We start from the raw sequence: 21,614 nt of genomic DNA, 5'->3' as shown, positions 1-21,614 counted from the left end.
TGTTTATGTCTCTTTATTGGTTAAATATAATTAAACGAACATATCGTCAGATATGTCTTCAAAATCGTTGATAGGGTTAACGTCCAGTGCTGGACGGGGATCGGATTCAGGTACGACGGTGGGTTTACCGTCAGGCCGAATAATGAGTGATTCCAATTTGGCCCATCGGCGTGGGCTGTCTTTCTTGAGCAGGTTTTCCGCTTGCTTAGGGCTAATGAGTTTTTGGGTATAAATTTGGTCTTGCTTGAGCCGGAATGTTTTTAGCATGTCCTCAGCATCTGATTCAACACCCCACGAACGGTTGCCTTGCTTACCAGAAACAAGTTTAAATCCGGGTACTTCATGTCCGGAATTCAGTTCATCACGGACACGGACTCGAACCGCTTTGCACCAGCTTTCGATAACATCTAGTTGGTTATAAATCACTGACAGCTTTTCGTTATCAAGAGTGTTAACGCGTTCTGTGGCTCCTGATAACTGTGGTTCTAGCGGCTCGGCCAGGTCTACAAAGTCTTCCGCGATCACGTTTAAATTATGCTGTGTTTCTACAGCACATAAACCACCTTTGGCTTTGCAAAAACGACATTGCTTATCCCCCGGAGTAAACGAATCGGGAGGTAGCGTGTCTACGCCTTCACACTGAGCAACGGCGAATGTCGTAATAACCGATGCGGCGGCGTTTCTGGCGCGTTCTCCAAATTGCCGTAGCTCATCAACACTGACCGACCATTCTGAAACGTAGTTCAGTCGGGGTTGGTGGATAAACAGCCGTACTGTGTCGAATTCGTATAACATATCAAACTGATTCAGGGCACCGAGCGCATATAACATCAACTGCTCGTTTTCTTCGGAATAAACTTTCACACCTTTACCGTATTTCAGGTCGTGAATTTGCAGCTCACTACCCTTGATAATGATAGCGTCAGCCGTACCGAAAGAGTTTTCGACGCCGATCACCTCGGAAAAATCGACGCGTTGCTCTATCAGCAATTCATTGCCCTGAGCCAGTGACCACACCGTTTCAACATATTCACCGACTGCCTCCACCATTTCCTCATTAACACACGGTGTGTCAGGCTTGAGCAATACGTTTTGCCCCAGATATTCGGCGGTAGTTTGCCCCATTGTGAACGGCTCGCCCGCCAGTGTTGGGTCTTGGCGGTTACGCAGGACATTTTCAGCGAGGGCATGGGCGGCTGTTCCCTCCAGCGCGAACGGGGATTCAGTATTCGGCAGGTCAGCCTCCATTGCCAGGCTACCGTGACAGCGTAGCCAACGATGTGCTGCTGAGGGTGATAGTTTTGCATGTGCCTCCGGCATGACTATTCCTCCACCCAAGCATTTTCGGCTAATTTTAGAACCTCAGCTAATTTCTCTTGAGGGATATCACCCAGCTTTTTAGCCCCGAATTTAGACACGATACCCACAGCCTCGCTGCGGTAACCGCCTTTTGCCAGTCGCAAAAGTGCTTGTTGGGCCTTATCATAAAGGACTGCATAATCAAGCTCTGGCTCTGGCTCTGGCTCTGGCTCGGTTGTTTGTTTGCCCTCAGTCAATAAGGACAGCGCAAACTCTCGGCGCTCAGTGATACCGGGGATATCGTCGAAAGATGGTTAGATGAGCCTGATTTGATGACGGGCGAAAAACCTTGTTTGCGATCTTTTCTGCGGGCCAGTGATGTATTGCAGGAGGCTTTGGGTTTTGAACCTTCACGAATTAGCAAACGTGAAGAGATGCGGATCAGCAATGTTTTGCGAAATTCCATGCGTGATATTCAACAAGTTTTAGTGCGATGGGGTGGGTGGTCAACGACTGAACCGACGCGCGTAGGCTGGTCGCCTGTCGCTGCTGGTTTTAGTGGCCTATTTCCTGCCAGCGGTAACAACCGGCTGACATGCAGTGATAAGGACGGATTGATCGTTGATCTTTGTGTCGCACGGCTACAGATGATTGGACAGGAAGAGGAGCTGGACTGGATACAACAGCATTACATACATGGTCTGTCCAAACGGGAGATAGCCCAGCGCCACAGCATGTCAGAGAGCCGAGTACGTCATAAAATGCAAGTTGCTGAGGGCTTTATTGCTGGCTGCCTAGAAATGCTATGTATTCAATTAGATATGGATTTATGGGTTAAAAATTAATCAATCAGATGCCAAATACTAGTGCGGCCCGCAAAAATTATTCTATTGTGATAAAAATGGTTTTTTATACCCTGAGAAAAGGCGCTCAATTTAGAGCGCCTTTCTTTTTGGGCGAAAATCGAAAACTGGGGAAAACAGAGCGTAGGCATCGTGATTTGCCTGAACGCCAATAGCGACGATTTGTTACAAAAATGTCATATCAAAAATCAGTCCATTATGGACAAGAAGATTGCTACTTTTGAGGTGTTGAGGTGCTTTTTTTTTTGCCTGAGTTGAAAATCGCTAGAGCGTGAAATTGGTATGCCGTTATGTTAAATAGGCGCTAAGTTCGTACAATTATCTATATCATTCGCTGACCGCCCACAAACATTAAAATCTTGCTACACGGGGGTGTATTGAGACACAAACAGGGGTGAGCAGTCAGTCTTAAAATTCAATCGTTGTGCTTTGGGTGTTGAATTGGAAGAGAAACGGTTTAAGCAGACTGAACGAGTAGGGCGATAATCCGCCCCACTGTCTCAATCAGGTTGAAGCTCATGCCGGGCAGCCTCAGCAATAAAATGGCTGCGATCCCGGTATTTCATCGGGTTTTGTTTTACTCGGGTATCGATTCGTTTTATGAGGGTATCAGGCAATGCAACATTGATACGTTGCTGTTTTCCCTCAAACTCAGATAAATCAATATCAATCACAAACCAGCTGTCAAAATCTGCATATTCAGGATTGGCAGCATAAACCAGATGTCCTGCATCGTGGAGTTGATCAACAGTGAAATTCCCGCTGTAAACCATTTCCTCAATGGTGAGTAAAATGGCTTCACGCACCATCGCAGGAATATCTTTTTGATTATCAGCAGCAGAAAAACAACCGCAGTCATGATCGAAAAATGCAGGAACAACCATTCCGTATGCCGTATTTTCATCTTTGGGTGTTTCAACACCGACTGAAAAAAACATAGTTACCTCCAAGAGCGCGGGGATTAGATCCCCGCCATTTTTTTAATGGATTTAACAGTACCAAGCGGTAAATCTTTTTTCGGATGCGGAACAGGAAAGGTTTTCCCTGTTATCGGAGACCACCATATTTGATGGCTGCTTCCTTTATGCCGCCGCAATTCACACCCTGCTGCTGTTAACTCCTTTATCAGGTCAGTTGATTTCATTTTTCCTCCTAACCTGAAAATAAGCATACACACACATACACACAAATCAACATTTATTAATCAATAGGGGCGACCATCGTTCACCCCACGGACACCCATTGTTCTAATGGGGTGGAATATGCGTATGGACAAATACACTAGCCCCACTGCTTACGGATGGGGCGCATTTACGGCAATGCTCGGTGCCCTGTCATTGAACGACTGGGCGATTGTTATTGGCATTCTTTCCACGATAGGCACCTTTGCCGTGAACTGGTATTACAAGCATCGGGAGTTCAACCGATGTGAAAAAGACGAGTAAGTTAAGTGCGGCCGTTATCGGTCTGGTGCTTTCCGGTGCAGGCGCTACAGCTATCCTGTCTCAGCTCCTGGACGAAAAAGAAGGCAACCGATTATCAGCGTATCAGGATGTGGGCGGAGTCTGGACAATTTGCCGTGGGGTCACCCGGATAGACGGTGCTCCTGTTCGGCAAGGTATGAGGCTAACACCGAATCAATGCCAAAACCTCAACGCCAAAGAAGCAGAACAGGCCATTGCTTGGGTAAAACGTCATATCAAAGTCCCGCTGACTGAACCCCAGATAGCCGGCATTGCCAGTTTCTGCCCGTACAACATGGGTCCCGGTAAATGTTTCTCTTCCACGTTCTACCGGAAGTTGAATGCCGGAGACAAGAAAGGGGCGTGTGCTGAAATCCAGCGCTGGATATTTGACGGCGGTAAGGATTGCAGGCAGATCAAAGGCCAAGCGAACGGCTGTTACGGTCAGGTAGAGCGGCGTGCTCAGGAATCGGAATTAATGTGCTGGGGGTTGGGTGATGAGTAATTATTGTCAATTGGTGCGATGTAATAACTGTCATCGAATACATCCGTGGGCACCGTTTGGTGCTGGATTTGAAAATCATCACCCTCATAGTCGTTTTTGTGAACGTTGTGGCGAATTTGCAGGTTATTACGATTCAGTGGAAACGTGGATCTCTACTGCCAAATGGTGGAACCCGGTGACATGGGGTGGTGGGCATTGGGTGAAGAAAGAATGAAACTCACATTAACCCACTACTCAATGATTGTTCTGATTAGCATTGCAGTGGTAGCCGCATTCGGAAGTTATCATTACAGCACTGAGTATGCAAAACAGATAGAAGCCAATAAACGCCAAGCAACCGAAATCCAGCAACTGACGGACCTTATCAACTACCAGAACACGCACATTGAAATGCTGCATGAGATGGACGCGAAACATACACAGAGACTAGCCCATGCAAACGCTGAAATCGACAGGCTGCACATTGCTTCTCTTGCTCATCCTGAGCGGGTGTACATCCAAGCCAAGTGTTCCGTGCCTAAAACCGCTGCCTCCTCCAGCATGGATGACGCAACCACCGTCCGACCTACAGACGCCGCTATCCGAAATTATTGGCTACTCAGAGAGCGTATTGCCACCGCAGAGCAAATGATACTGGGGTTGCAGGAGTATGTTAGGACGCAGTGTCAGTGAGACTTAATAACTTGATAGGGGCAGGGGAGATCCTGCCTCCTATTCGATTTCATTATTATAAACAAACTTCATAAGCGCCAGGACGGGGAGCGCTCGTTGCTATGCACCAAGTCATACAGTCTCGCCACTCTGGGCTACCATAAGGCCGCATCGCACAAATCGAAGCAGAAGTTTGTAGTGGAGCTAAAAGAGTCGTGCCTGCCACCAAGCAAAGAAGAATGAATTTTTTCATTTTATTCTCCATATTTCGTTTGTAGTAACATTATTGTAACAACACATAAGCCCATTCCCACCGAACAACAAGCGAATAATACTTAACAATTAATTACCCTATGAAACTAAAGTAAATATTCCTATACCCATTCCCTTGAGTGGCTACCGAATAAGGATTTTTTCGCCAATGCCAAGGTGCAGGCGTGGTGGGCGTTACGAACACGGTTCCAGAAAACCCACAGGGCAGTGAGTGAGGGACGTTTTTACGATCCTGATGAACTGATAGCTTTTTTCGGTGAAATGCCGCTGAAAGACAAGCTAATCATTGAGTTATCGCAACCCACCTATTCGGTGAATGGCGTCGGGAAAATTGTCGTGGATAAAAAACCAGACGGGACGAAAAGTCCCAATTTAGCTGACTCAGCCATGATTCTTTACGCCCCGATGGATATTTCGATGGAAATATGGGAATTGCTAGGACGAGGTTCTTAATGGCAAAAAATAACAAATTGCAGCCTACCGCGGACAGCTACGAGAACATGATGGCCCGTGTCGGGATGCACACGCCTAACCAGCACTCGGCATCCACGTATCGCCCAAACTGGACGAGCCGCAACCGGATGCTGATAGAGAATGCGTACCGTTCGTCCTGGATTATCGGGGCGGCGGTGGATTCGGTGGCCGACGACATGACGCGCAAAGGATTCAGAATCACCTCTGAGATAGACCCCAAAGCGCGCGGCGTTTTGGAATCGCTGTTTGATGAACTGGAATTGTGGGAAAACCTGAACAATATCATCAAATGGTCACGGCTCTATGGAGGGGCAGTAGGATTAATTCTGATTGAGGGGCAGGCGCCATTTACGCCGCTACGGCCTGAAACTATCGGTAAGGGCAAGTTCAAAGGGTTGTTGCCGCTCGACCGCTGGCAGGTCGAACCTGATTTAAACCGCCGTATTAAAGAGATAGGTAAGGATTTGGGCAAGCCCGAATTCTACAACATCACAAATACAGGGCGAGGCATTCCGGCGTGGCGAATTCATCACAGTCGCTTGATTCGTTTTGATGGCGTAACCCTGCCGTACCAACAGGCGCAAACTGAAAACGAGTGGGGCATGTCGGTTATCGAGCGGATTTACGACAGGCTCACGGCGTTCGATAGCGCCACAACAGGTGCGGCGCAGTTGGTTTATAAGGCTCATCTTCGTACCTACAGTATCGACAAATTGCGTGAGATTATTGCGATGGGCGGTGCGCGATTAGACGCATTGCTCAAACACATGGACATGATCCGCCAGTTCCAGAGCAACGAGGGCATGACGCTGATGGATAAAAATGATGAGTTTGAAACCCATCAATATGCGTTCAGTGGACTGGATAACGTACTGGCACAGTTTGCTGAGCAGATATCCGGGGCAGTGGGTATTCCGTTGGTACGACTGTTCGGACAGTCCCCACAGAGTTTTTCCACGGGGGACGCTGACCTTGCCAACTACTACGACAATATCGGCACTCAACAAGAACGTCGGTTACGCCAACCTATCCGGCGATTATTGGATGTCATGCACCGCTCTGAGTTCGGGCAAGATTTACCGGACGATTTTACATTTGAATTTAATCCACTGTGGCAAATGTCTGACCTCGATCGCTCCACCATTGCCGTGAATACTGTCAATGCACTGAATGGCGCACTCGATGGCGGCATGATGAACCTGAAGGCCGCCATGAACGATTTACGCGAAATGGCTGATGTTACGGGCATTGGTGGCTCAATATCGGATGAGGATATCAACGATGCGGAAAATGAACCGCCGCCGAGACTCGACATTAACCACATTGATCCGGTCGCGTCAGGCGGAAAACCAATATCGAACGAGCCTGCGGGCGATAGCGCAGGCGGTCGGGGACATCGTCAAGGGATCTTACGACGGTTCCAATGATTCGGTCACTGAGATACTGGACGCACTGGACAGTTACAGCGAGTTAATTACGCCGTGGGCGCAGCGCGTGGCTCAGCGATTCGCGTTGGATGTCAACCGCCACAATGAGAAAGAGTGGCGCCAGCGCAGCCAGTTAATGAGCCAGGCGCTGCGCAATCTGGTGAATAACACGCCCGTTGGTCACGTGATGCGTTCAATGGTTGAGGAACAAATCAAATACATCAAATCGCTACCAATAGAGGCAGCCGATAGGGTCTACGATATCCACAATAAAGCTATTGAAGCCGCGGTCACGGGGGGACGGCATGAGCCATTTGCACAGGAAATAGCTAAAACTGGCGAGGTGGTGTTATCCAGGGCGAAACTGATTGCACGTACTGAATTAGGCAGGGCACAGACCGCGCTTACACAGGCGCGGGCACAGTCGGTAGGCTCTATGGGCTATATCTGGCGCACCGCAGGGGATGGTGCCGTGCGTGATTCTCATCAAAAAATGGAAGGGCAATTGGTTGAATGGGCCAGACCGCCAACCTTAGATGGTCTGACAGGCCATGCAGGCACACTGCCTAACTGCCGTTGTTACTGCGAAGTTGTGATACCGGAAGATTAATCATGAATTATTTTTTTAAAACCCGTCTTGGTAATACCCGTTACCAACTGTCGGATGGTTCCCTATTGTGTAAAGACGTGCCGATTGCCCGAACGGGCACACAGCTGTATGCCGACTTCGATTTGCCGGATTTAGAACCCGATGATGAGGGAGAGATTGTGGTTGCACGTTTCCCGGAGGAAGTTTTCCACGAAGCAACGCTGGCCTCATTCGAGGGAATGACAGTCACAATTCAGCATCCTGAGGATAACAGCGGCAAGATCATGTTTGTTGACCCTGATAACTGGCGTGAACTGGCTTACGGGCATGTTCAGAATGTTCGCCGCAGGGAGGGGGAACAATCCGACCTGATGTTGGCAGATCTCATCATCAAAGACACTGACGCAATGGCCGCCATTGATGCCGGTTTTGATGAAGTGTCATGCGGCTACGATACGGAGTATCAGCAAACAGTGGCGGGTAAAGCCACACAGCACCGAATCCGAGGTAATCATGTGGCGCTGGTACAAGATGGCCGCGCCGGTTCACGTTGTTCAATTGGAGATAGTATGTCTACGAATACACAGAAATGGTATCAACGCCTGAGACGGGCGCATAAAACCAAAGACTCCGCTGCGATGGAAGAGGTGCTAAACAGTGCCCCTGAATCTGTCACCGGGGATGAGGGTACGGGCGAATTGCCCAAAGCCATCAATATTAATATCAGTCCGCAACAGCCTTTGCCGAACAAAGATCCGGAAATGAACGGTGGTACGGCAGATACTGATATCCCATCATGGGCGCAGGCGATTCTTTCGCGTCTGGATGTGCTGGAGGGAAAAACAGGTGATAACGGTACGAAGCCTGATGATACGGATAAACCGACGAGGGACGATGGCGAAGAAAAAGACGAGAAAGAGGAGAAAATCACAGGAGATGCAGCGTACAAGGCAGAATTGATTATACCAGGATTTGACCTGTCTAAGCCGTCCAAACTGACCGCGTTTAAACGTCGGGTACTGGTCAGCGCAGATCAGGCGATGGTACGTAATATTGTCGGAGATGCTGAAATCAAAAAACTGCCTAAACACGTCGTCGATCTGGCGTTTAATGCCGTGGCTGAGCTGGCAAAAAACCGCAATGTTCAGGCAACGGGCGACAGTACAGCACGTAACAAATCCTCTGGCAATATGATTGCCGACATGAACAAAACCAACGCTGAATTCTGGGCAAACAGGAGTAAATAACACTATGACAGCATATTTAAAGCGGATGCCGATGGGCATTGCGGGGGCTATCTCACGCCTACAGGACATGACCGTTGAGCCCGTTTTTTTGAAATCAACCAACCTGTTTCCCGCCTATGGTCTGGTTGGAAAATACGACGGCGAGTATTTCGTACCGCTGGCGGACGGCGATACAGCAGACCAGATTCAGGGCATTTATGTTCGTGTCTACCCCACAACCAGTATGCCAGACAGAGAACACATTATCGGCACAGGCAACAATTACACTGGCGATAACCTGAAACGCGGCTACATGATCGTGAAGCTCGACGGCGACGCCTCCAGCATCAAAAAAGGCGCTTCGGTTTACGTGCGGATGGGAAAACCTGCCAAAAACAGCCCGCTGGGTAGCTTTCTGAATGTAGCGATAGACGGCGAAACCGTGTTACTTCCTAATGCACAGTTTACCGGAGCAGGCGATGCTGACGGTAATGTTGAAATTTCTTATAAAATTTGAGGGAACTTATGCCATTTACATATGACCAACGCACCATTGATACCAGCGGTACATTCCTGATAGGCGAACTGGAACGACTGGATCAAACCATTAACTTACCGTTGGTGCAATACACCTATAGCCGCGATATCCAGTTTCGCGAAGATGTGACCATCGCCGACGAGATGGCAACCTGGACAAACACCCAATTTGCCGCCGCAGGGTCTATTAACCCGAACGGTAAAAACTGGGTGAGTGGCAACTCTACGGCATTGGCAGGCGTCAACGTCAATATCGAACGTGACGGGCACCCATTGACGTTATGGGGAATGGAATTGGGCTGGACGATTATCGAACTGAACGCAGCACAACAGGTTGGACGACCTATTGATTCCCAGAAACACGACGGCATGATCCTGAAATGGAACATGGATACCGACGAACAGGTCTACATCGGTGATGAGAGCCTGGGGTTACAAGGCTTACTGAACCAGAAAAAAGCCAATATCAGCAATGCACGCAAACCGTGGGCACAGTCCACACCAGATGAAATTCGTGAGAGCATCAACCAGTTGTTGAGTGATGCATGGGCACATTCAGCGTACACAATGGTACCGACGGATTTGTTAATTCCGCCTGAACAGTACGCGCTACTGTCATCAATTATTGTTTCCACGGCGGGTAACCAATCGTTGTTAACCTATCTGCAAACCAACACCATTGCGTATCATCAAAATGGTACACCGTTAAATATCCGTGCGGTGAAATGGGCTAAAAACGCTGGCGTCGCAGGTAAAGACCGCGCTATTGCCTACACCAATGATAAGAAATTTATCCGTTTTCCAATGGTGCCATTACAGAGTATTCCGATCCAGTATCGCGGACTGTACCAGATGGTGACCTATTACGGAAAATTGGGTGCGGTTGAACTGGTTTACCGTGAAACCCTGAACTATATGGATGGTATTTAATGATGAAAATTCGGGTACATACGCCATTTCGATTCACTCATGATAATGGCGAGTCTGAAACATTCACTGTCGGAACATATGACGTCAACGAATCCGTAGCTAAACATTGGTTCGTACAGGCTCATGCGGAGATCAACGGCGCGGTAGAGGATACGGCACCTGTCGACAATGAACCCGTTATTCATGAACTCGGAACACGTATCACTGAACTAGATAACCAACTGGTGGAACGTGATACCCAGATAGCTGAGTTGAAACAGCAGCTGGAGGAACGCGACAACCAAATCGCAGGGCTGATTTTGCAAGACCCAAAACCAAATCAGACCACCAATAATGGGGGCAACAAGAAATAAGGCACTTCCCTCTGTAACCCAATTCCGCACCGACTTTCCTCAGTTCACTGATACCGTAAAATTCCCCAATAACCAAATCCAGTTCCGGTTAAATCTGGCGGATAAACAGTTGGACGAAAACCGGCTGGGGGACATGTTCGGCTATCTGGTGGAATTGATGACCGCCCACTATATAACTCTATGGGCGGCGGACAGTCGGTCAGTGGCAGCAGGGGGAACAGGCGGAGCCAATAGTGGCGTAGCGTCATCTAAATCGGTAGATAAGGTCAGCGTCAGTTATGACACGGGCGCGACCCTGAATCCTAATGCCGGATTCTGGAACAACAATCACCGGCTGGAGTAAAGAAGCGAGTCAGGCTGCGGTAAAGCAAAGTTTCGATGACTGGTTAGCCGATTTTGGTATAGGTAACCGGGAAAAATATCAGGTGATCACGAGAACTCGTGACTTTATCCAGAAATACGGACTGTCACGCTTTCAGCCTTATACCTATGGCAGGCCAAATGGTGATATTGATACGGCGCACGCCATGAGAATCAGTGATCTTGCCGGATATCTGGTGCATAACCGCCGTCATGATGGACAGGCGGAATACCATATTATCCCCAGTGTATTTGAAGCAGAAATATTGCAGGGATTACAGAAGAAATCCGGCTTTGAAGCCTTAGAAGAGGCTGGGATGTTGGTTAAAGCGGAGAAAGACCGCTTTATCAGTAAAACCATTTCTGTTAACGGCACTCAGGGACGGTTTGTGGTGTTGATTTTCAGGGATGAGGATTAGCCTCACGTAGGAGAAAAAAATATTGGGATAACGAGATATTGGGATAATAGAGAGTAATTTAATTATATATCAGATAATTATAGATAACTTAATTATCCCGTATTATCCCGCGCTATCCCGTAACATTAGGTGATTACAAATAAAGTGATATCGTGGCAATGGAAGTTATCCCGAAAAAGATTTTTCTCTGGTAGGTTATAATTTATTGAATTTTAAATGATTTAAATTAGTGACATGATGTTACGGGATAGACTGGGATAATATGGGATAGGGTAACACAATGGAATATATAATAAATATGTCATTTACCCCGTTATCCCGTGAAAATTGGTGCAGTTATATAAAGATAATCGATAATAACGGTTATGTTTTTTCAGCTTTCCGTGCTACCAGCCCGGTAGCACGGAGAAGACAAGCGCAGCGCGTCAGTATTGTCCTGAATTGCGGGTGTGAGAATATTATTTTCTCACACTCAGTTGAGTTTGCGTTATTGATTTGCCCATGGCTTGGAAATCACCAACGTGATCAAATACCGCTCTTCATCAGGATGCCGATCATCTTTAAAACGCCCCAAATTTAGTTTTATCTGATATTGATTACCAGCTTGCCAATAGGTCGCACCAGCGCCACCTTTCATACGACGAAGACTCTCATGTAATTCTGGTGTATTAGCCAAGGGTTGATACCCTTTAGTAAGCTCCCACCCCGCTTTACGCCATTGATCTTGTAAATCTAACACAATCTTGATCGCATCGTTGTAGAGCAATGGCTCGATTTGTGGTGACATACGCACGCTAGTGATGATTTCATTCGCATACACAACAGCAAAGAACCGGGCAGGGGGAGTAACAAATCCATATTTAGGGTCAATAAAGCGTAAGCGCGCATCTGTTTTGGGAGTATTATGCCAAATTTGACCTGGAAGATGCGGATCTATCGCGGCACTGGATCGCTGTCGCATTTCCTCATAAGGTTCACCGATCACCAGAGCTATCTCGGGTTCACGTGAATTAAAGGAATGGTAGAGATAGACAACAGTCAAACCAAGAACGCTTAATAATACTAATATTAAACCACTGGACCTCCGACCTATACGCTGTGAAAGGTTCATTCAATCCCTCATCCTGAAACACTAGAAGAGTGGGTGTGAGAAATAATATCCTCACCCCCATCAGAGTTTGTTTTATTGATTTACCCACGGCTTGGCGATCGCCAGTGTAATCAAATATCGCTCTTCATCAGGATGTCTGTCATCTTTGAAACGTGCCACATTCAGCATGATCTGATATTTATCATCTGCTTGCCAAAAGGTTATTCCAGTACCTTTCATCTTACGAAGGCTATCATGCAATTCTGGTGTATTTACTAAAGGTTGGTATTCCCTAGTCAGCACCCACCCCGTTTTACGCCACTGCTCTTGTAAATCCAGTACAATCTTGATCGCATCGTCATAGAATAGTGGTTCGATTTGTGGGGACATGCGCACGTTCTCGATGATTCCTTTATTATAGGAAACAGTAAAAAATCGTGCAGGGGGGTAATAAATCCGTATTTCGGATCGGTAAAGCGTAAGCATGCATCTGTTTTTGGGATCCTGAACCCGATGCTATTATCATAGGGTGGGCTAATTTTAGCACTGGAGCGTTGCCGCATCGCCTCATAAGGTTCACCGATCACTAAGGCTATTTCGGCTGGTTCGCTGGAATAAAAGGCATGATAGAGGTAGATAATCGTCAGACCAAAAACAATGGATAGTGCTATGATTAAACTACCACGTCGTAGGCCTAAGCGTCGTAATAGATTCATTTTACACCTCCATCTGAAGCAATTGCTCGTATCGATTTTTCGACCGAATTCCGTTTACTATCACTGTTGACAACTCATTAAAATGTTGTACCGCTCTCCGTATTATCAGATTAATGTATTAGCCCTGTAATACGGAGAAGACAAGCGCAACGCGTCTGTGTCAGTCTGAATAATTCTTTATCCACGGCTCGGCAATCTGCAATGTGATCAAATAGCGCTCTTCATCAGGATGCTCATCATCTTGGAAAAGCGCCATATTTAACATTATCTGATACTGTTCATCTGCTTGCCAAAAGGTTGTTCCAACCCCGCCTTTCATACTACGCAGTTGAGCACGCAATTCTGGAGTGTTGGCTAAAGCCGGGCGTTCTTTAGCTTTGGTAAGTACCCAACCCGCGTTGTGCCACTGATCTTGTAAATCCAACACAATTTTGATCGCATCATCGTAAAGTAATGGCTCGATTTGTGGTGACATGCGCACGCTATTGATTATTCCATCATCAAACATAACAGTAAAAAATCGGGCTGGAGGGGTCACAAACCCATATTTGGGGTCAGTAAAACGCAAACGTGCATCCGTTTTTGGTACATTGAACCAAATTTCACTCGGAATATCAGGATCAATAGCAGCACTGGATCGTTGACGCATCGCCTCGTAAAGTTCACCGATTACCAAGGCGATTTCGACTGATTCTCGGGAATTAAAGGAATGGTAAAGATAAACGCTAGCCAGACCAAGAACGATTAATAATGCGAAGATTAATCCAGAACGTCGCCGATCTATGCGTTGTAAAAGACTCATTTTAAACCTTGTTCTGAAGCAATATCCTGAATAATGGATGTGAAAGATAACATTCTCACACCCACTTTTGTTTGTGCTATCCTCCGCTTACCACGGTTTATAAATTACCATTGTGATCAAATAACGTTCGGCATTGGGATGCTTGTCGTCCTTGAAAAATGCTAAACTCAGCATAATCTGATACTGATCAGCAGCTTGCCAATAGGTCGTTCCTGCACCACCTTTCATACGACGAAGATTCTCATGCAATTCTGGTGTATCTACTAAGGGTTTATATCCTTTAGCCATCACCCAACCCGTTTTACGCCACTGATCTTGTAAATCCAAGACTATCTTGATTGCATCATCGTAGGGTAATGGCTCGATTTGTGGAGACATGCGCACACTCGTGATAATGTCATTCCCATATAGAACAGCAAAAAATCGGGCCGGAGGGGTAACAAATCCATATTTTGGGTCGATAAAGCGTAAACTAGCATCTGTTTTGGGAATATTATGCCAAATTTTACCCGGAAGATGCGGCTCAATATCGGCACTGGATCGCTGCCGCATATCCTCGTAAGGTTCACCGATCACCAGCGCTATCTCGGGTTTATCGGAATAAAAAGAATGGTAGAGGTAAACTGCGGTCAGCCCTAATGCAATGAAAATCGTAAGGATTGAACCATTACGCCGCCAACCTATGCGTTGTAAGAGACTCATTCTACACCTCGCCCTGCCGCAATATTTTTTAGAGATTCTTCGAGCAAACTTCGGTTGCTATCATGCAGCATCTCATCAAAACGGGTTGCTGCTTTATACACGAAAGGCATACGTTGTTCTATATCAGAAAGATCGGCCAGTGCCTCATCACTAAATTCGATAGTACGACCATCATCAACACGTCGGCACTGGCTCGCCAACGTTAATTCAACTGATTCCGCTACACCAGAAGGAAAGCCAGTGACAAAAGAGATTTGATTGCCCCGTAATAATAAGACTAAGTGAGTATCACTGTACATTGTGGGTTGTAATATGTTGATTTGCTCATGGTTGGCAAGATGAACAACACCTTGAGCGATATCACCTGCTTCTATCGCTTCAAACGCGAATAGAATATCTGGATAGAAACGGCCAAATGTAAATTTTTCTTGTCCTATTGGCCACAATATTGGGAATTGGCTATTACCATAAATATTTTCGCGCTTTTTTATACAAGTTTTGAGATCTTCCAACCCGCGTTGCTTATAGAAAGCATGTAGTGGATACACATCCAAAAATAACGTTGTGTTTCCTAACGCCATCATTTCATACACATGATCGAACTGTTTCTGTGTAATGCTTAATTTATCACCAGGAAAACGGGCATCGGGCATAAATGACAGAGGATTATCTTCTCGAGCTTGCTTATGTTCTTCCATAGCATGAGCAATATTGGCGCTCTCACTCTCAGTCATTAACTTTGGGTAAACTGGCCAGTCCGATTGCCATGATGTATCAACTTCTATTATGCTCTTAAGCCGACGCTTTTTAGTGTCACTTTGAGTTTGTATCTTCTCGTTTGTATTATAGGCATGCAACAAACCACACCCCACTTGTTTGGAAGCAAAAGCAGCAAGGCCTGCCCATTGAAAACGGTTATCTTCCAGCCATATTTTAGCGTAAGCCGCATTAATACGTTTGTTGCGCTCCTTAGGATCTGCAATCAATTTGCCGCCGGGCGCAACAATATCTTCGGCCTCTTTCTGATACCTGCGCCAAACACACTCACAGGTGAGTACGGGTACATCAATAACTTTAATTTGTTTTCCGTCTTTTTCTTCGAAATGACAGTCATACGCGGCCACTGATTGAGGGCTTTTGTACAAAGCCATATCATCGTATTTATGTTTTTTAAAGACTTCGGTCATTTACGCCTTCCTGATTAAAATAGGGTTAATATCATTCCGTTACTAAGCATTTATATCCAGCCATTCGCCTCATTTGTATTTTTAATGAGACGCAGCAACTAAACTGGCTGAGGAGGATTGATCTTGACGGTGAACGGTGTGCTGGTTAAACCTTCTTCAAGATTCATCCCATTACCATCGCTCGTTCCTGAATGATCTATGCCTTTATTTGTCAGTGTATAAGGCACATTAGGTATCGGTTCATTGGTGTAGTCTCTGACCAGTTTAATGTATAAGTCATCTTTAAGTATTTTCTGACAATCATGGCAATAAACCGAATTTTCATCACTCATCGCTCTCGCTCCTGTTCTTTTTCTTGTTCCATCGCCAGCAGGTAATCCCGGCTGGACACTTTTTCAATACGTTGTCCGGCGTCGAGTTTTTGCCGCAACCACTGTTCAATCCGTAGTTCCAGATTGCCTTCAGGCTTATCCAGTTGCTTTGCCATCTGGCCGTGGTTTTCCCATAAATCACAATATAGTGAACTGGTTAACACTTTCAGTCCGTAGGGAGAACGTAACCAGACTGCCAGCAAGTGCTCACCCAATGTAAACGGGATTTCGCTGTTACCTTCGCTACACGTTTCGGGACGGCAAAACCGCATCGGCTGTGGTCTGTCTATCATCAGTTCGGTGACAGGCGACAACATCAGTGACCAGTCGCTGGGCGTGAAAGCAGGCACCAGCGCGCCCAATATCCGCGCATCCATCATACGGAACAGTACCGGTTCGCCATTCATCATGCCCCATTGTCGCTGCTGCCAGTGTTTAAGCTGTTCCTGCCACGGTGTATGGCTGCGGTAAGCCCAACCCCAACTGTTGTCACTGAGTTCATGGCGATCCAGCACAGCCCCTATCTGAAATAACTGATTAGCCTTCGGTTGCACCAACCACGGACTCTGTTTCAACATATTGCGCATCGGGGTACCGCTATACAGCGGAAATGCCTGTTCAACCCAGTCATGGCGGTAAAATGGCTCTATCGGATTCGGTTTAGCCAGTGAATTGAGAATGAAGAAGACAGGCGCTTTACTGGGTTCATTCAGCCAGGCTTGCCAACTTATTGCAGTTCCTGTGCTCGCCATCGTGGTAGCTCTTTCCATTGTGTTTACTCTTTAACAGGTTTAATGACTAAACTGGCATCCTGTTGCGCCAGTTCTGCACAAGCGGGTTGCACCGGAAATTCAGTTACCGGGAGTGCTTCCGCCATCGGGAGTTGCCCCACTTGTGCCAGTGGTGCCACGCCTTCCGGTAATTGCAGTGAAATCCCGCGACCGCTGCCGCCTGAACCTTGCCCGACATTAATCGGTGAGCAGAGAATGCCGCCCGGCGTGACTTTGAGAAACGTGTCACCCACTTTCAGCGTGATTTCAGATGCCGCTTCCAGCACCACTTTGCCGCCACTTTTCAGGTGAATTTCCTGTCCGCTGTCAATCACGGTGGCATCCCCGGTCTGAATATGTTGGCTACCAGCAATCCGGTGGGACACATCCCCTTCGGTAGTGATTTTGCGCGAACCGGCCACCTGATGATGGTCATCGGCACGGATATCGTGGTAACGGTTGTTATCAATGCGGCTTTTCTGGTCATGTTTGATATGCCAGTAAGCATCGTTTTCGATATGCGCGGTAAAATCTTTTTGTCCGTGGAAATAAATTTCTTCGCTGCCTTTCGCATCCTCAAAGCGCAGTTCGTTAAAGCCCTTACCTTTGTGGGTCTTGGTCTTGAAAGTCGTGCGGGTCTTTTGCGCCGGTAAATCAAGCGGTGGACGATTCAGGCCGTTATAGACACAGCCGGTGACAATCGGCCGGTCAATATCACCGTTAAGGTAAGAGATAATCACTTCCTGCCCGATACGCGGTATCGCCATAAAACCAAAGCCGTTGCCATTCCAGCCCTGTGCCACACGAACCCAGCACGATGCCCCATCATCCGGCGGGTCATAGCGGTTCCAGTGAAAATGCACTTTAATCGCCCCATCTTTATTGACGAAAATTTCTTCCCCTTCCGGGCCGACCACGAGGGCAGTTTCATCCCCATCCGCCAGCGGTTTGTAGTGAAACGGCGGACGCCAGTCGGCAAGGCCGTCGATAAAACTGAAATGATTACTGAGCGTAGTGCCTTCACCGCCACTGTCGCCCAATGCTTGCGGGCAACGCCCGTGATGGCTGATGCCGACCACCTGCCAGCGTACATTCAGCGGTTTATGCGGGTGATTTTTTATCTCAAAGATTTTGCCCGGCATCAGTTTGATGCAGTTACTGCTGCCGCTGCCGGTTTGTTTCTGATTGTCCAGCGCGTCCTGCCGGTATTTTAAAAACGGGATAGCGGCCGCATCTTTCTGAAAACGCCCGTAACTTTCAAACACGGTATAGGGGGTCTGGCTGCCGAAATCGCGGAAGCCTTCGCTGCTGTGCATATGGGAGAGGTGATAACGCGGCTCTGCTGGATTGAAATCTTTATGCAGGCTGCGCTGCGGACTCATACCGACACCCAGCCGCACCTGATAAATCGTATCGGTTCCATAGGCTGTTTCCGGCTGGGGCTGGTATTGCAGCGGCAGCCCGGCGGTCATACCGAGGTGACTGTCACTGAAAAACAGGGTTTCATCCTCAAACCAGAAACTAAATCCCTCTTCCGCCGCCAGCCGGCAGAAAAACGCATAATCGGATTCGCGTTTTTGGGTGATATATTCTCTGTCCTGATGGGGATCGTAGAGCTTTGAATCAGCGCGGACTTTGTGCTTTTTCAACAGGCTATTCAGGATAGCAGGCACATTTTGCTGATGGAAAATCCGGCTGTCCTGATTGAGCGTTAGCCGCCAGCAGGCAGGGCGCACCGTCAGAGTATAGAGTGTCTTGTTGCCATCCGTACCTACCCAGTCAGCATGGGAGATGATGCCGGTGATTTTGCGCTGCTCGGTTGCCCCGTTAAAGATTTGCAGTACCGCTTCCTGCATCAGCAATGAGGCCAAATCAATTTCAGTCTGTGGTCTGAATGGGTTTGCGTTACCGGCTCTGACCAGCGTCAGGTTCAGGGTAAACAGTTCTGATAATCCCTCTTGCAGGGAGAATTCCCCCACGGCAAAGGTGTCTTCCGGTACGCCGGCGACAGTAAAAACAAAACGTAACCCACTTTTCATATTACTGTTTTCCTTCTGATTTATTGCATGAATTCCTTAATCCACTACATCTCCGGGCGTAACCCGTCGACATGCCAGAACTGCCATAGCACCTTGTGACTGTCCGGCGTGAAAATCTCCAGCATGACGAACGCAGATTGGGTGATAAAACAGGCCAGTGCCTGATGGATTAACCGGCAGAAACGGTACATCTCCCCCGGATTGCGGTAACAACCGGGATTCAGTGTCAGCGAGAGTAAATGCCCGCGGATGGGACGCCCCAGCCGCATCCGGTCAGTCAGGCGCTCTTCCACCTGCACAATGCCGTCAATGTGTTGGCGGAACTGGCGGCTCAGGGGGCGATGCGTGTCGGCATACGGGTCAAACAGCCGGAGAAACTGTTTCAGGCTGTCGATGGCAAACAGCATCATCGGTGGGCTGGAAAGGCAGGACAGCAGCGGCCAGCCGCTCTTTTCCTGCAACAGGGGCGGGTAATCAGTCGTGACCGGCGTGATATTGTGGACGCTGAGATGAGACGGTGCGCCTTCTTGCGTCACGGTAATCGTGCCTTGCCTCAATGCCGGTGCCTGTTCATGATAGCCGGTGAAAGAACACAAAACCGCAATGGTGGGTAAGTCGTTGGCCGGTTTGCCCGTCAAATCAAAAAAGTGCAGCCGGTGCTGGATTCGGCCCAGAAAATCGGGTTCGGTCTGGAGCTGGTAATAAAACGTGTCGGGTTGCTCATTCTCATCCCGAAAATGCCCAGCGGGGGTAAACTGTTCAATCGGCAGCCAGTGATACGGTGTCCCGCGTTGCTCACTGTCAGCGGGCTGTTCCACAACCTCAATATCACCCAGCCGGAACAACCGCACCGATCCCCCCAACGGCAGAGGGTAACGGTGATTACCGGCCTCCAGCGCAATGGGCAGGCTTACCCGATTTTCCAGATGAAGGGCCGGCACACAGCCCAATAAAAATGCCTCATCGACATTATCCAGCGGCAATTCGCCCTCGAAACGAAAAATCAGCTCAAACGTGCCGTCCGCATTCAGGGGTACTGTTGTGCAACTTTTGCTGATATCCAGCGTGACAAAGTTATACAGTGGGGACAGGGCATAATACTCCACCAGAGGTTGCAGGCCGGAATACGTATTTTTGGGCACAGGCAGTACCGGATTATCCAGCAGATCATGCCAGCCATAAGGGAAATCGCGTAGCTTTCGCTGCTTGCCCTGCGTGTTCAGGCTGACATCACAAATATATTGATCCAGCCACAGACTGAGCTGGGCGGCCTTTTCTGTGTCAGTGCCGAGGAAAAAAGTTAATGCGCCACTTTGCCAGACTGGGGATGCCGTGCCGGTCTGGCACAGGGTCAGAATAATTTCACTGTGAGTGCCGGTTTTTTTTACTGTGCGTTGTTGTACAACCAAGGGTTCAATATGCAGCGGACGGCGGGTTTTAAACGTCATTAACTGCCCGTTGTGGTGAGCCGAAACGGCGGTGTTCACCGGAATATCCGTGCTGCCCTGATGTTCGCCATCGGCGGGAGAGAACTGCACTATCGTGGTGGGCGGAAGGGGACACAAGGCCAGCGGCCAGATGCGGGACAAAATACCGTGCGTGATTTCGGGAAGTTCGTCCTCCAGTTTAGCCCGGACATTGGCAATCAACAGGGCAAAGGCTTCAAAAAGACGCGTAATATCAGGATCATGGGATGAAATCAGAAAATCCGCCAGATGCGGCGAGTCTTTCGCCACACGCTGCGCCAGTTCCCGCAGATAGGCACGTTCTTGCAGGTACAGTGATTCCTTGTTGTTTTTCATTATGCTTACTTTTTTATGTTATATTTTTTTATCAGGTAGGTTAATTTATTGTACACATTTATCAATAAAATTAATTAACCAATAAACTCCAATTTTTGTCTGATTTTGGCCGGATATGGGGGAATTAGCGGAATTTTCACGACAATTCAGGTAAAAATAAAGCTGACACACACTGTCACGATTTGAATCCCTTTTGGCTAACCATTAATATATTTTCTACAAAAAAGATCTATCGCCTGTCAGGATCGCCTTCGGGTGGCGAAATAAATCTATGGTCCTCCCCGTTTTTGCAACACTCATTTTGATGTATGGTTGGCTTGCTTAAATCTATCCGGCGTCTCTATGAGTATGGATATCCGCGCCACGATGAGTTCTGCGCCTGATGAACCTTAAAAACTCCCCGGCTTCAATGAGCCATTTTGTTTCTTAGGTTATTCATCAGGCCGATTGGCCGTTCATGTCATCAATAATCAGTCTTCGCAAAACCAGATAGGTAACGTGTATTTCACTGTTTAATCATCAAGTTATTGAATCAGTCAGCCTCTATTAGGCCTGATACTCATTTTGCCGAGTAGTGATTGCCCAGGCTATTCGTGCCAGCTTATTAGCCAGTGCACAGGCAACCACATTCGAATGTTTCTTGCTCAGTTGTGCCTGAACCCACTCGGCCAGTCTCCCATGCTGATGCTCAAGCCGCATCATAAACGCCCGGGCGCATTGCACCAGCAATCGGCGCAAATTTTTGTTGCCGCGTTTGCTGATACCC

General features: G+C 47.8%; 26 protein-coding genes and 2 pseudogenes. 14 read left to right on the top strand and 14 right to left on the bottom strand.

Annotated features, from left to right (window positions below):
* Positions 1-30 precede the first annotated feature (30 nt).
* Both PSI14_RS17835 and PSI14_RS17830 read right to left on the bottom strand, forming a co-directional pair.
* Positions 31-1,320, bottom strand: a complete 1,290-nt coding sequence (locus PSI14_RS17835; protein WP_273577287.1) for a DUF2800 domain-containing protein — start codon at positions 1,318-1,320, stop codon at positions 31-33.
* Between the two features lie 2 nt (positions 1,321-1,322).
* Complete coding sequence (locus tag PSI14_RS17830; RefSeq protein ID WP_273577286.1) at positions 1,323-1,556, bottom strand: hypothetical protein; 234 nt, start codon at positions 1,554-1,556, stop codon at positions 1,323-1,325.
* 75 nt (positions 1,557-1,631) lie between these two features.
* Between PSI14_RS17830 and PSI14_RS17825 the strand changes: the two genes are divergently transcribed.
* On the top strand, positions 1,632-2,144 hold the full coding sequence (locus PSI14_RS17825) for an antiterminator Q family protein (protein ID WP_273577284.1): 513 nt from the start codon (positions 1,632-1,634) through the stop codon (positions 2,142-2,144).
* Positions 2,145-2,662: 518 nt separating this feature from the next.
* Here the strand turns inward: PSI14_RS17825 and PSI14_RS17820 are convergent.
* Positions 2,663-3,100, bottom strand: coding sequence for a type II toxin-antitoxin system HicB family antitoxin (locus tag PSI14_RS17820; RefSeq protein ID WP_273577282.1), 438 nt, complete (start codon positions 3,098-3,100; stop codon positions 2,663-2,665).
* 23 nt (positions 3,101-3,123) lie between these two features.
* Entirely contained in the window at positions 3,124-3,306 is a 183-nt protein-coding gene (locus PSI14_RS17815; protein ID WP_273577281.1) for a type II toxin-antitoxin system HicA family toxin, read from the bottom strand.
* A gap of 118 nt (positions 3,307-3,424) precedes the next feature.
* On the opposite strand from PSI14_RS17815, the gene PSI14_RS17810 reads away from it, so the two are divergent.
* The 13 genes and pseudogenes from PSI14_RS17810 (at position 3,425) to PSI14_RS17750 (ending at position 11,369) form a co-directional block, all read left to right on the top strand.
* Positions 3,425-3,607 carry a phage holin family protein gene (locus PSI14_RS17810; protein ID WP_273577280.1) on the top strand — a complete coding sequence of 61 codons (183 nt, stop codon included), beginning with the start codon at positions 3,425-3,427 and terminating at the stop codon, positions 3,605-3,607.
* Positions 3,591-4,130, top strand: coding sequence for a lysozyme (locus PSI14_RS17805; protein ID WP_273577279.1), 540 nt, complete (start codon positions 3,591-3,593; stop codon positions 4,128-4,130). Before PSI14_RS17810 ends, PSI14_RS17805 begins: the two co-directional genes overlap by 17 nt.
* Positions 4,123-4,344: a hypothetical protein gene (locus PSI14_RS17800; protein ID WP_273577277.1), complete on the top strand. Its 222-nt coding sequence runs from the start codon at positions 4,123-4,125 to the stop codon at positions 4,342-4,344. The genes PSI14_RS17805 and PSI14_RS17800 overlap by 8 nt, the downstream gene beginning before the upstream one ends.
* Positions 4,341-4,802: a lysis protein gene (locus PSI14_RS17795; protein ID WP_273577275.1), complete on the top strand. Its 462-nt coding sequence runs from the start codon at positions 4,341-4,343 to the stop codon at positions 4,800-4,802. Before PSI14_RS17800 ends, PSI14_RS17795 begins: the two co-directional genes overlap by 4 nt.
* Before the next feature lie 381 nt (positions 4,803-5,183).
* Positions 5,184-5,507 (top strand): annotated as a pseudogene (locus tag PSI14_RS17790) (TerL protein); the annotation flags it as partial.
* Positions 5,507-6,955 carry a DUF1073 domain-containing protein gene (locus PSI14_RS17785; protein ID WP_273577273.1) on the top strand — a complete coding sequence of 483 codons (1,449 nt, stop codon included), beginning with the start codon at positions 5,507-5,509 and terminating at the stop codon, positions 6,953-6,955. The pseudogene PSI14_RS17790 and the gene PSI14_RS17785, both read left to right, overlap by 1 nt.
* Entirely contained in the window at positions 6,903-7,565 is a 663-nt protein-coding gene (locus PSI14_RS17780; RefSeq protein WP_273577303.1) for a phage head morphogenesis protein, read from the top strand. Before PSI14_RS17785 ends, PSI14_RS17780 begins: the two co-directional genes overlap by 53 nt.
* 2 nt (positions 7,566-7,567) lie before the next feature.
* Entirely contained in the window at positions 7,568-8,791 is a 1,224-nt protein-coding gene (locus PSI14_RS17775; protein WP_273577271.1) for a DUF2213 domain-containing protein, read from the top strand.
* A 4-nt stretch (positions 8,792-8,795) separates the two neighbouring features.
* Positions 8,796-9,287 (top strand): structural cement protein Gp24, encoded by a 492-nt coding sequence (locus PSI14_RS17770; RefSeq protein ID WP_273577269.1) that lies wholly within the window; start codon positions 8,796-8,798, stop codon positions 9,285-9,287.
* An 8-nt stretch (positions 9,288-9,295) separates the two neighbouring features.
* Positions 9,296-10,237: a DUF2184 domain-containing protein gene (locus PSI14_RS17765; protein ID WP_273577267.1), complete on the top strand. Its 942-nt coding sequence runs from the start codon at positions 9,296-9,298 to the stop codon at positions 10,235-10,237.
* Positions 10,237-10,590, top strand: coding sequence for an STY1053 family phage-associated protein (locus PSI14_RS17760; protein ID WP_273577265.1), 354 nt, complete (start codon positions 10,237-10,239; stop codon positions 10,588-10,590). Before PSI14_RS17765 ends, PSI14_RS17760 begins: the two co-directional genes overlap by 1 nt.
* The gene (locus tag PSI14_RS17755) at positions 10,571-10,933 is read left to right on the top strand and encodes a DUF4054 domain-containing protein (RefSeq protein ID WP_273577263.1); all 363 of its coding nucleotides are present in this window, start codon (positions 10,571-10,573) and stop codon (positions 10,931-10,933) included. The genes PSI14_RS17760 and PSI14_RS17755 overlap by 20 nt, the downstream gene beginning before the upstream one ends.
* On the top strand, positions 10,896-11,369 hold the full coding sequence (locus tag PSI14_RS17750) for a hypothetical protein (protein ID WP_273577261.1): 474 nt from the start codon (positions 10,896-10,898) through the stop codon (positions 11,367-11,369). Before PSI14_RS17755 ends, PSI14_RS17750 begins: the two co-directional genes overlap by 38 nt.
* Positions 11,370-11,856: 487 nt before the next feature.
* Here the strand turns inward: PSI14_RS17750 and PSI14_RS17745 are convergent, their stop codons facing one another.
* From PSI14_RS17745 to PSI14_RS17700, 10 genes and pseudogenes are all read right to left on the bottom strand, one after another.
* The gene (locus tag PSI14_RS17745; protein ID WP_306309336.1) at positions 11,857-12,330 is read right to left on the bottom strand and encodes a hypothetical protein; all 474 of its coding nucleotides are present in this window, start codon (positions 12,328-12,330) and stop codon (positions 11,857-11,859) included.
* A gap of 222 nt (positions 12,331-12,552) precedes the next feature.
* Entirely contained in the window at positions 12,553-12,849 is a 297-nt protein-coding gene (locus tag PSI14_RS17740) for a hypothetical protein (protein WP_273577257.1), read from the bottom strand.
* A 486-nt stretch (positions 12,850-13,335) separates the two neighbouring features.
* Entirely contained in the window at positions 13,336-13,977 is a 642-nt protein-coding gene (locus PSI14_RS17735) for a hypothetical protein (protein WP_273577255.1), read from the bottom strand.
* Positions 13,978-14,064: 87 nt separating this feature from the next.
* Positions 14,065-14,679: a hypothetical protein gene (locus tag PSI14_RS17730; RefSeq protein WP_273577253.1), complete on the bottom strand. Its 615-nt coding sequence runs from the start codon at positions 14,677-14,679 to the stop codon at positions 14,065-14,067.
* Positions 14,676-15,866, bottom strand: a complete 1,191-nt coding sequence (locus PSI14_RS17725; protein ID WP_273577251.1) for a DUF2515 family protein — start codon at positions 15,864-15,866, stop codon at positions 14,676-14,678. Before PSI14_RS17725 ends, PSI14_RS17730 begins: the two co-directional genes overlap by 4 nt.
* 98 nt (positions 15,867-15,964) lie before the next feature.
* Entirely contained in the window at positions 15,965-16,198 is a 234-nt protein-coding gene (locus PSI14_RS17720) for a hypothetical protein (RefSeq protein ID WP_273577249.1), read from the bottom strand.
* Positions 16,195-17,007, bottom strand: a complete 813-nt coding sequence (locus PSI14_RS17715) for a DUF4123 domain-containing protein (protein WP_273577247.1) — start codon at positions 17,005-17,007, stop codon at positions 16,195-16,197. The genes PSI14_RS17720 and PSI14_RS17715 overlap by 4 nt, the downstream gene beginning before the upstream one ends.
* 5 nt (positions 17,008-17,012) lie before the next feature.
* A complete protein-coding gene (locus tag PSI14_RS17710) occupies positions 17,013-19,046 on the bottom strand; it encodes a type VI secretion system Vgr family protein (RefSeq protein WP_273577245.1) in 2,034 nt (677 codons plus the stop codon).
* Between the two features lie 44 nt (positions 19,047-19,090).
* Positions 19,091-20,848, bottom strand: a complete 1,758-nt coding sequence (locus PSI14_RS17705) for a type VI secretion system baseplate subunit TssF (RefSeq protein ID WP_273577243.1) — start codon at positions 20,846-20,848, stop codon at positions 19,091-19,093.
* A 546-nt stretch (positions 20,849-21,394) separates the two neighbouring features.
* Positions 21,395-21,614: pseudogene (locus PSI14_RS17700) on the bottom strand (IS110 family transposase); the annotation flags it as partial.

This window comes from Xenorhabdus anantnagensis (assembly GCF_028598555.1).
Classification (GTDB): Bacteria; Pseudomonadota; Gammaproteobacteria; order Enterobacterales; family Enterobacteriaceae; genus Xenorhabdus; species Xenorhabdus anantnagensis.
This window is presented reverse-complemented; position numbering and strand designations above follow the sequence as displayed.

What these genes read in the sequence shown, in the direction of transcription:
- PSI14_RS17745 (WP_306309336.1), bottom strand. Translation starts at nt 12,330, where the DNA reads ATGCGACAGCGATCCAGTGCCGCGATAGATCCGCATCTTCCAGGTCAA.
- PSI14_RS17795 (WP_273577275.1), top strand. Translation starts at nt 4,341, where the DNA reads ATGAAACTCACATTAACCCACTACTCAATGATTGTTCTGATTAGCATT.
- PSI14_RS17725 (WP_273577251.1), bottom strand. Translation starts at nt 15,866, where the DNA reads ATGACCGAAGTCTTTAAAAAACATAAATACGATGATATGGCTTTGTAC.
- PSI14_RS17775 (WP_273577271.1), top strand. Translation starts at nt 7,568, where the DNA reads ATGAATTATTTTTTTAAAACCCGTCTTGGTAATACCCGTTACCAACTG.
- PSI14_RS17755 (WP_273577263.1), top strand. Translation starts at nt 10,571, where the DNA reads ATGGGGGCAACAAGAAATAAGGCACTTCCCTCTGTAACCCAATTCCGC.
- PSI14_RS17750 (WP_273577261.1), top strand. Translation starts at nt 10,896, where the DNA reads ATGCCGGATTCTGGAACAACAATCACCGGCTGGAGTAAAGAAGCGAGT.
- PSI14_RS17820 (WP_273577282.1), bottom strand. Translation starts at nt 3,100, where the DNA reads ATGTTTTTTTCAGTCGGTGTTGAAACACCCAAAGATGAAAATACGGCA.
- PSI14_RS17785 (WP_273577273.1), top strand. Translation starts at nt 5,507, where the DNA reads ATGGCAAAAAATAACAAATTGCAGCCTACCGCGGACAGCTACGAGAAC.
- PSI14_RS17715 (WP_273577247.1), bottom strand. Translation starts at nt 17,007, where the DNA reads ATGGAAAGAGCTACCACGATGGCGAGCACAGGAACTGCAATAAGTTGG.
- PSI14_RS17730 (WP_273577253.1), bottom strand. Translation starts at nt 14,679, where the DNA reads ATGAGTCTCTTACAACGCATAGGTTGGCGGCGTAATGGTTCAATCCTT.
- PSI14_RS17760 (WP_273577265.1), top strand. Translation starts at nt 10,237, where the DNA reads ATGATGAAAATTCGGGTACATACGCCATTTCGATTCACTCATGATAAT.
- PSI14_RS17815 (WP_273577281.1), bottom strand. Translation starts at nt 3,306, where the DNA reads ATGAAATCAACTGACCTGATAAAGGAGTTAACAGCAGCAGGGTGTGAA.
- PSI14_RS17825 (WP_273577284.1), top strand. Translation starts at nt 1,632, where the DNA reads ATGACGGGCGAAAAACCTTGTTTGCGATCTTTTCTGCGGGCCAGTGAT.
- PSI14_RS17835 (WP_273577287.1), bottom strand. Translation starts at nt 1,320, where the DNA reads ATGCCGGAGGCACATGCAAAACTATCACCCTCAGCAGCACATCGTTGG.
- PSI14_RS17770 (WP_273577269.1), top strand. Translation starts at nt 8,796, where the DNA reads ATGACAGCATATTTAAAGCGGATGCCGATGGGCATTGCGGGGGCTATC.
- PSI14_RS17705 (WP_273577243.1), bottom strand. Translation starts at nt 20,848, where the DNA reads ATGAAAAACAACAAGGAATCACTGTACCTGCAAGAACGTGCCTATCTG.
- PSI14_RS17735 (WP_273577255.1), bottom strand. Translation starts at nt 13,977, where the DNA reads ATGAGTCTTTTACAACGCATAGATCGGCGACGTTCTGGATTAATCTTC.
- PSI14_RS17740 (WP_273577257.1), bottom strand. Translation starts at nt 12,849, where the DNA reads ATGTCCCCACAAATCGAACCACTATTCTATGACGATGCGATCAAGATT.
- PSI14_RS17710 (WP_273577245.1), bottom strand. Translation starts at nt 19,046, where the DNA reads ATGAAAAGTGGGTTACGTTTTGTTTTTACTGTCGCCGGCGTACCGGAA.
- PSI14_RS17720 (WP_273577249.1), bottom strand. Translation starts at nt 16,198, where the DNA reads ATGAGTGATGAAAATTCGGTTTATTGCCATGATTGTCAGAAAATACTT.
- PSI14_RS17800 (WP_273577277.1), top strand. Translation starts at nt 4,123, where the DNA reads ATGAGTAATTATTGTCAATTGGTGCGATGTAATAACTGTCATCGAATA.
- PSI14_RS17810 (WP_273577280.1), top strand. Translation starts at nt 3,425, where the DNA reads ATGCGTATGGACAAATACACTAGCCCCACTGCTTACGGATGGGGCGCA.
- PSI14_RS17765 (WP_273577267.1), top strand. Translation starts at nt 9,296, where the DNA reads ATGCCATTTACATATGACCAACGCACCATTGATACCAGCGGTACATTC.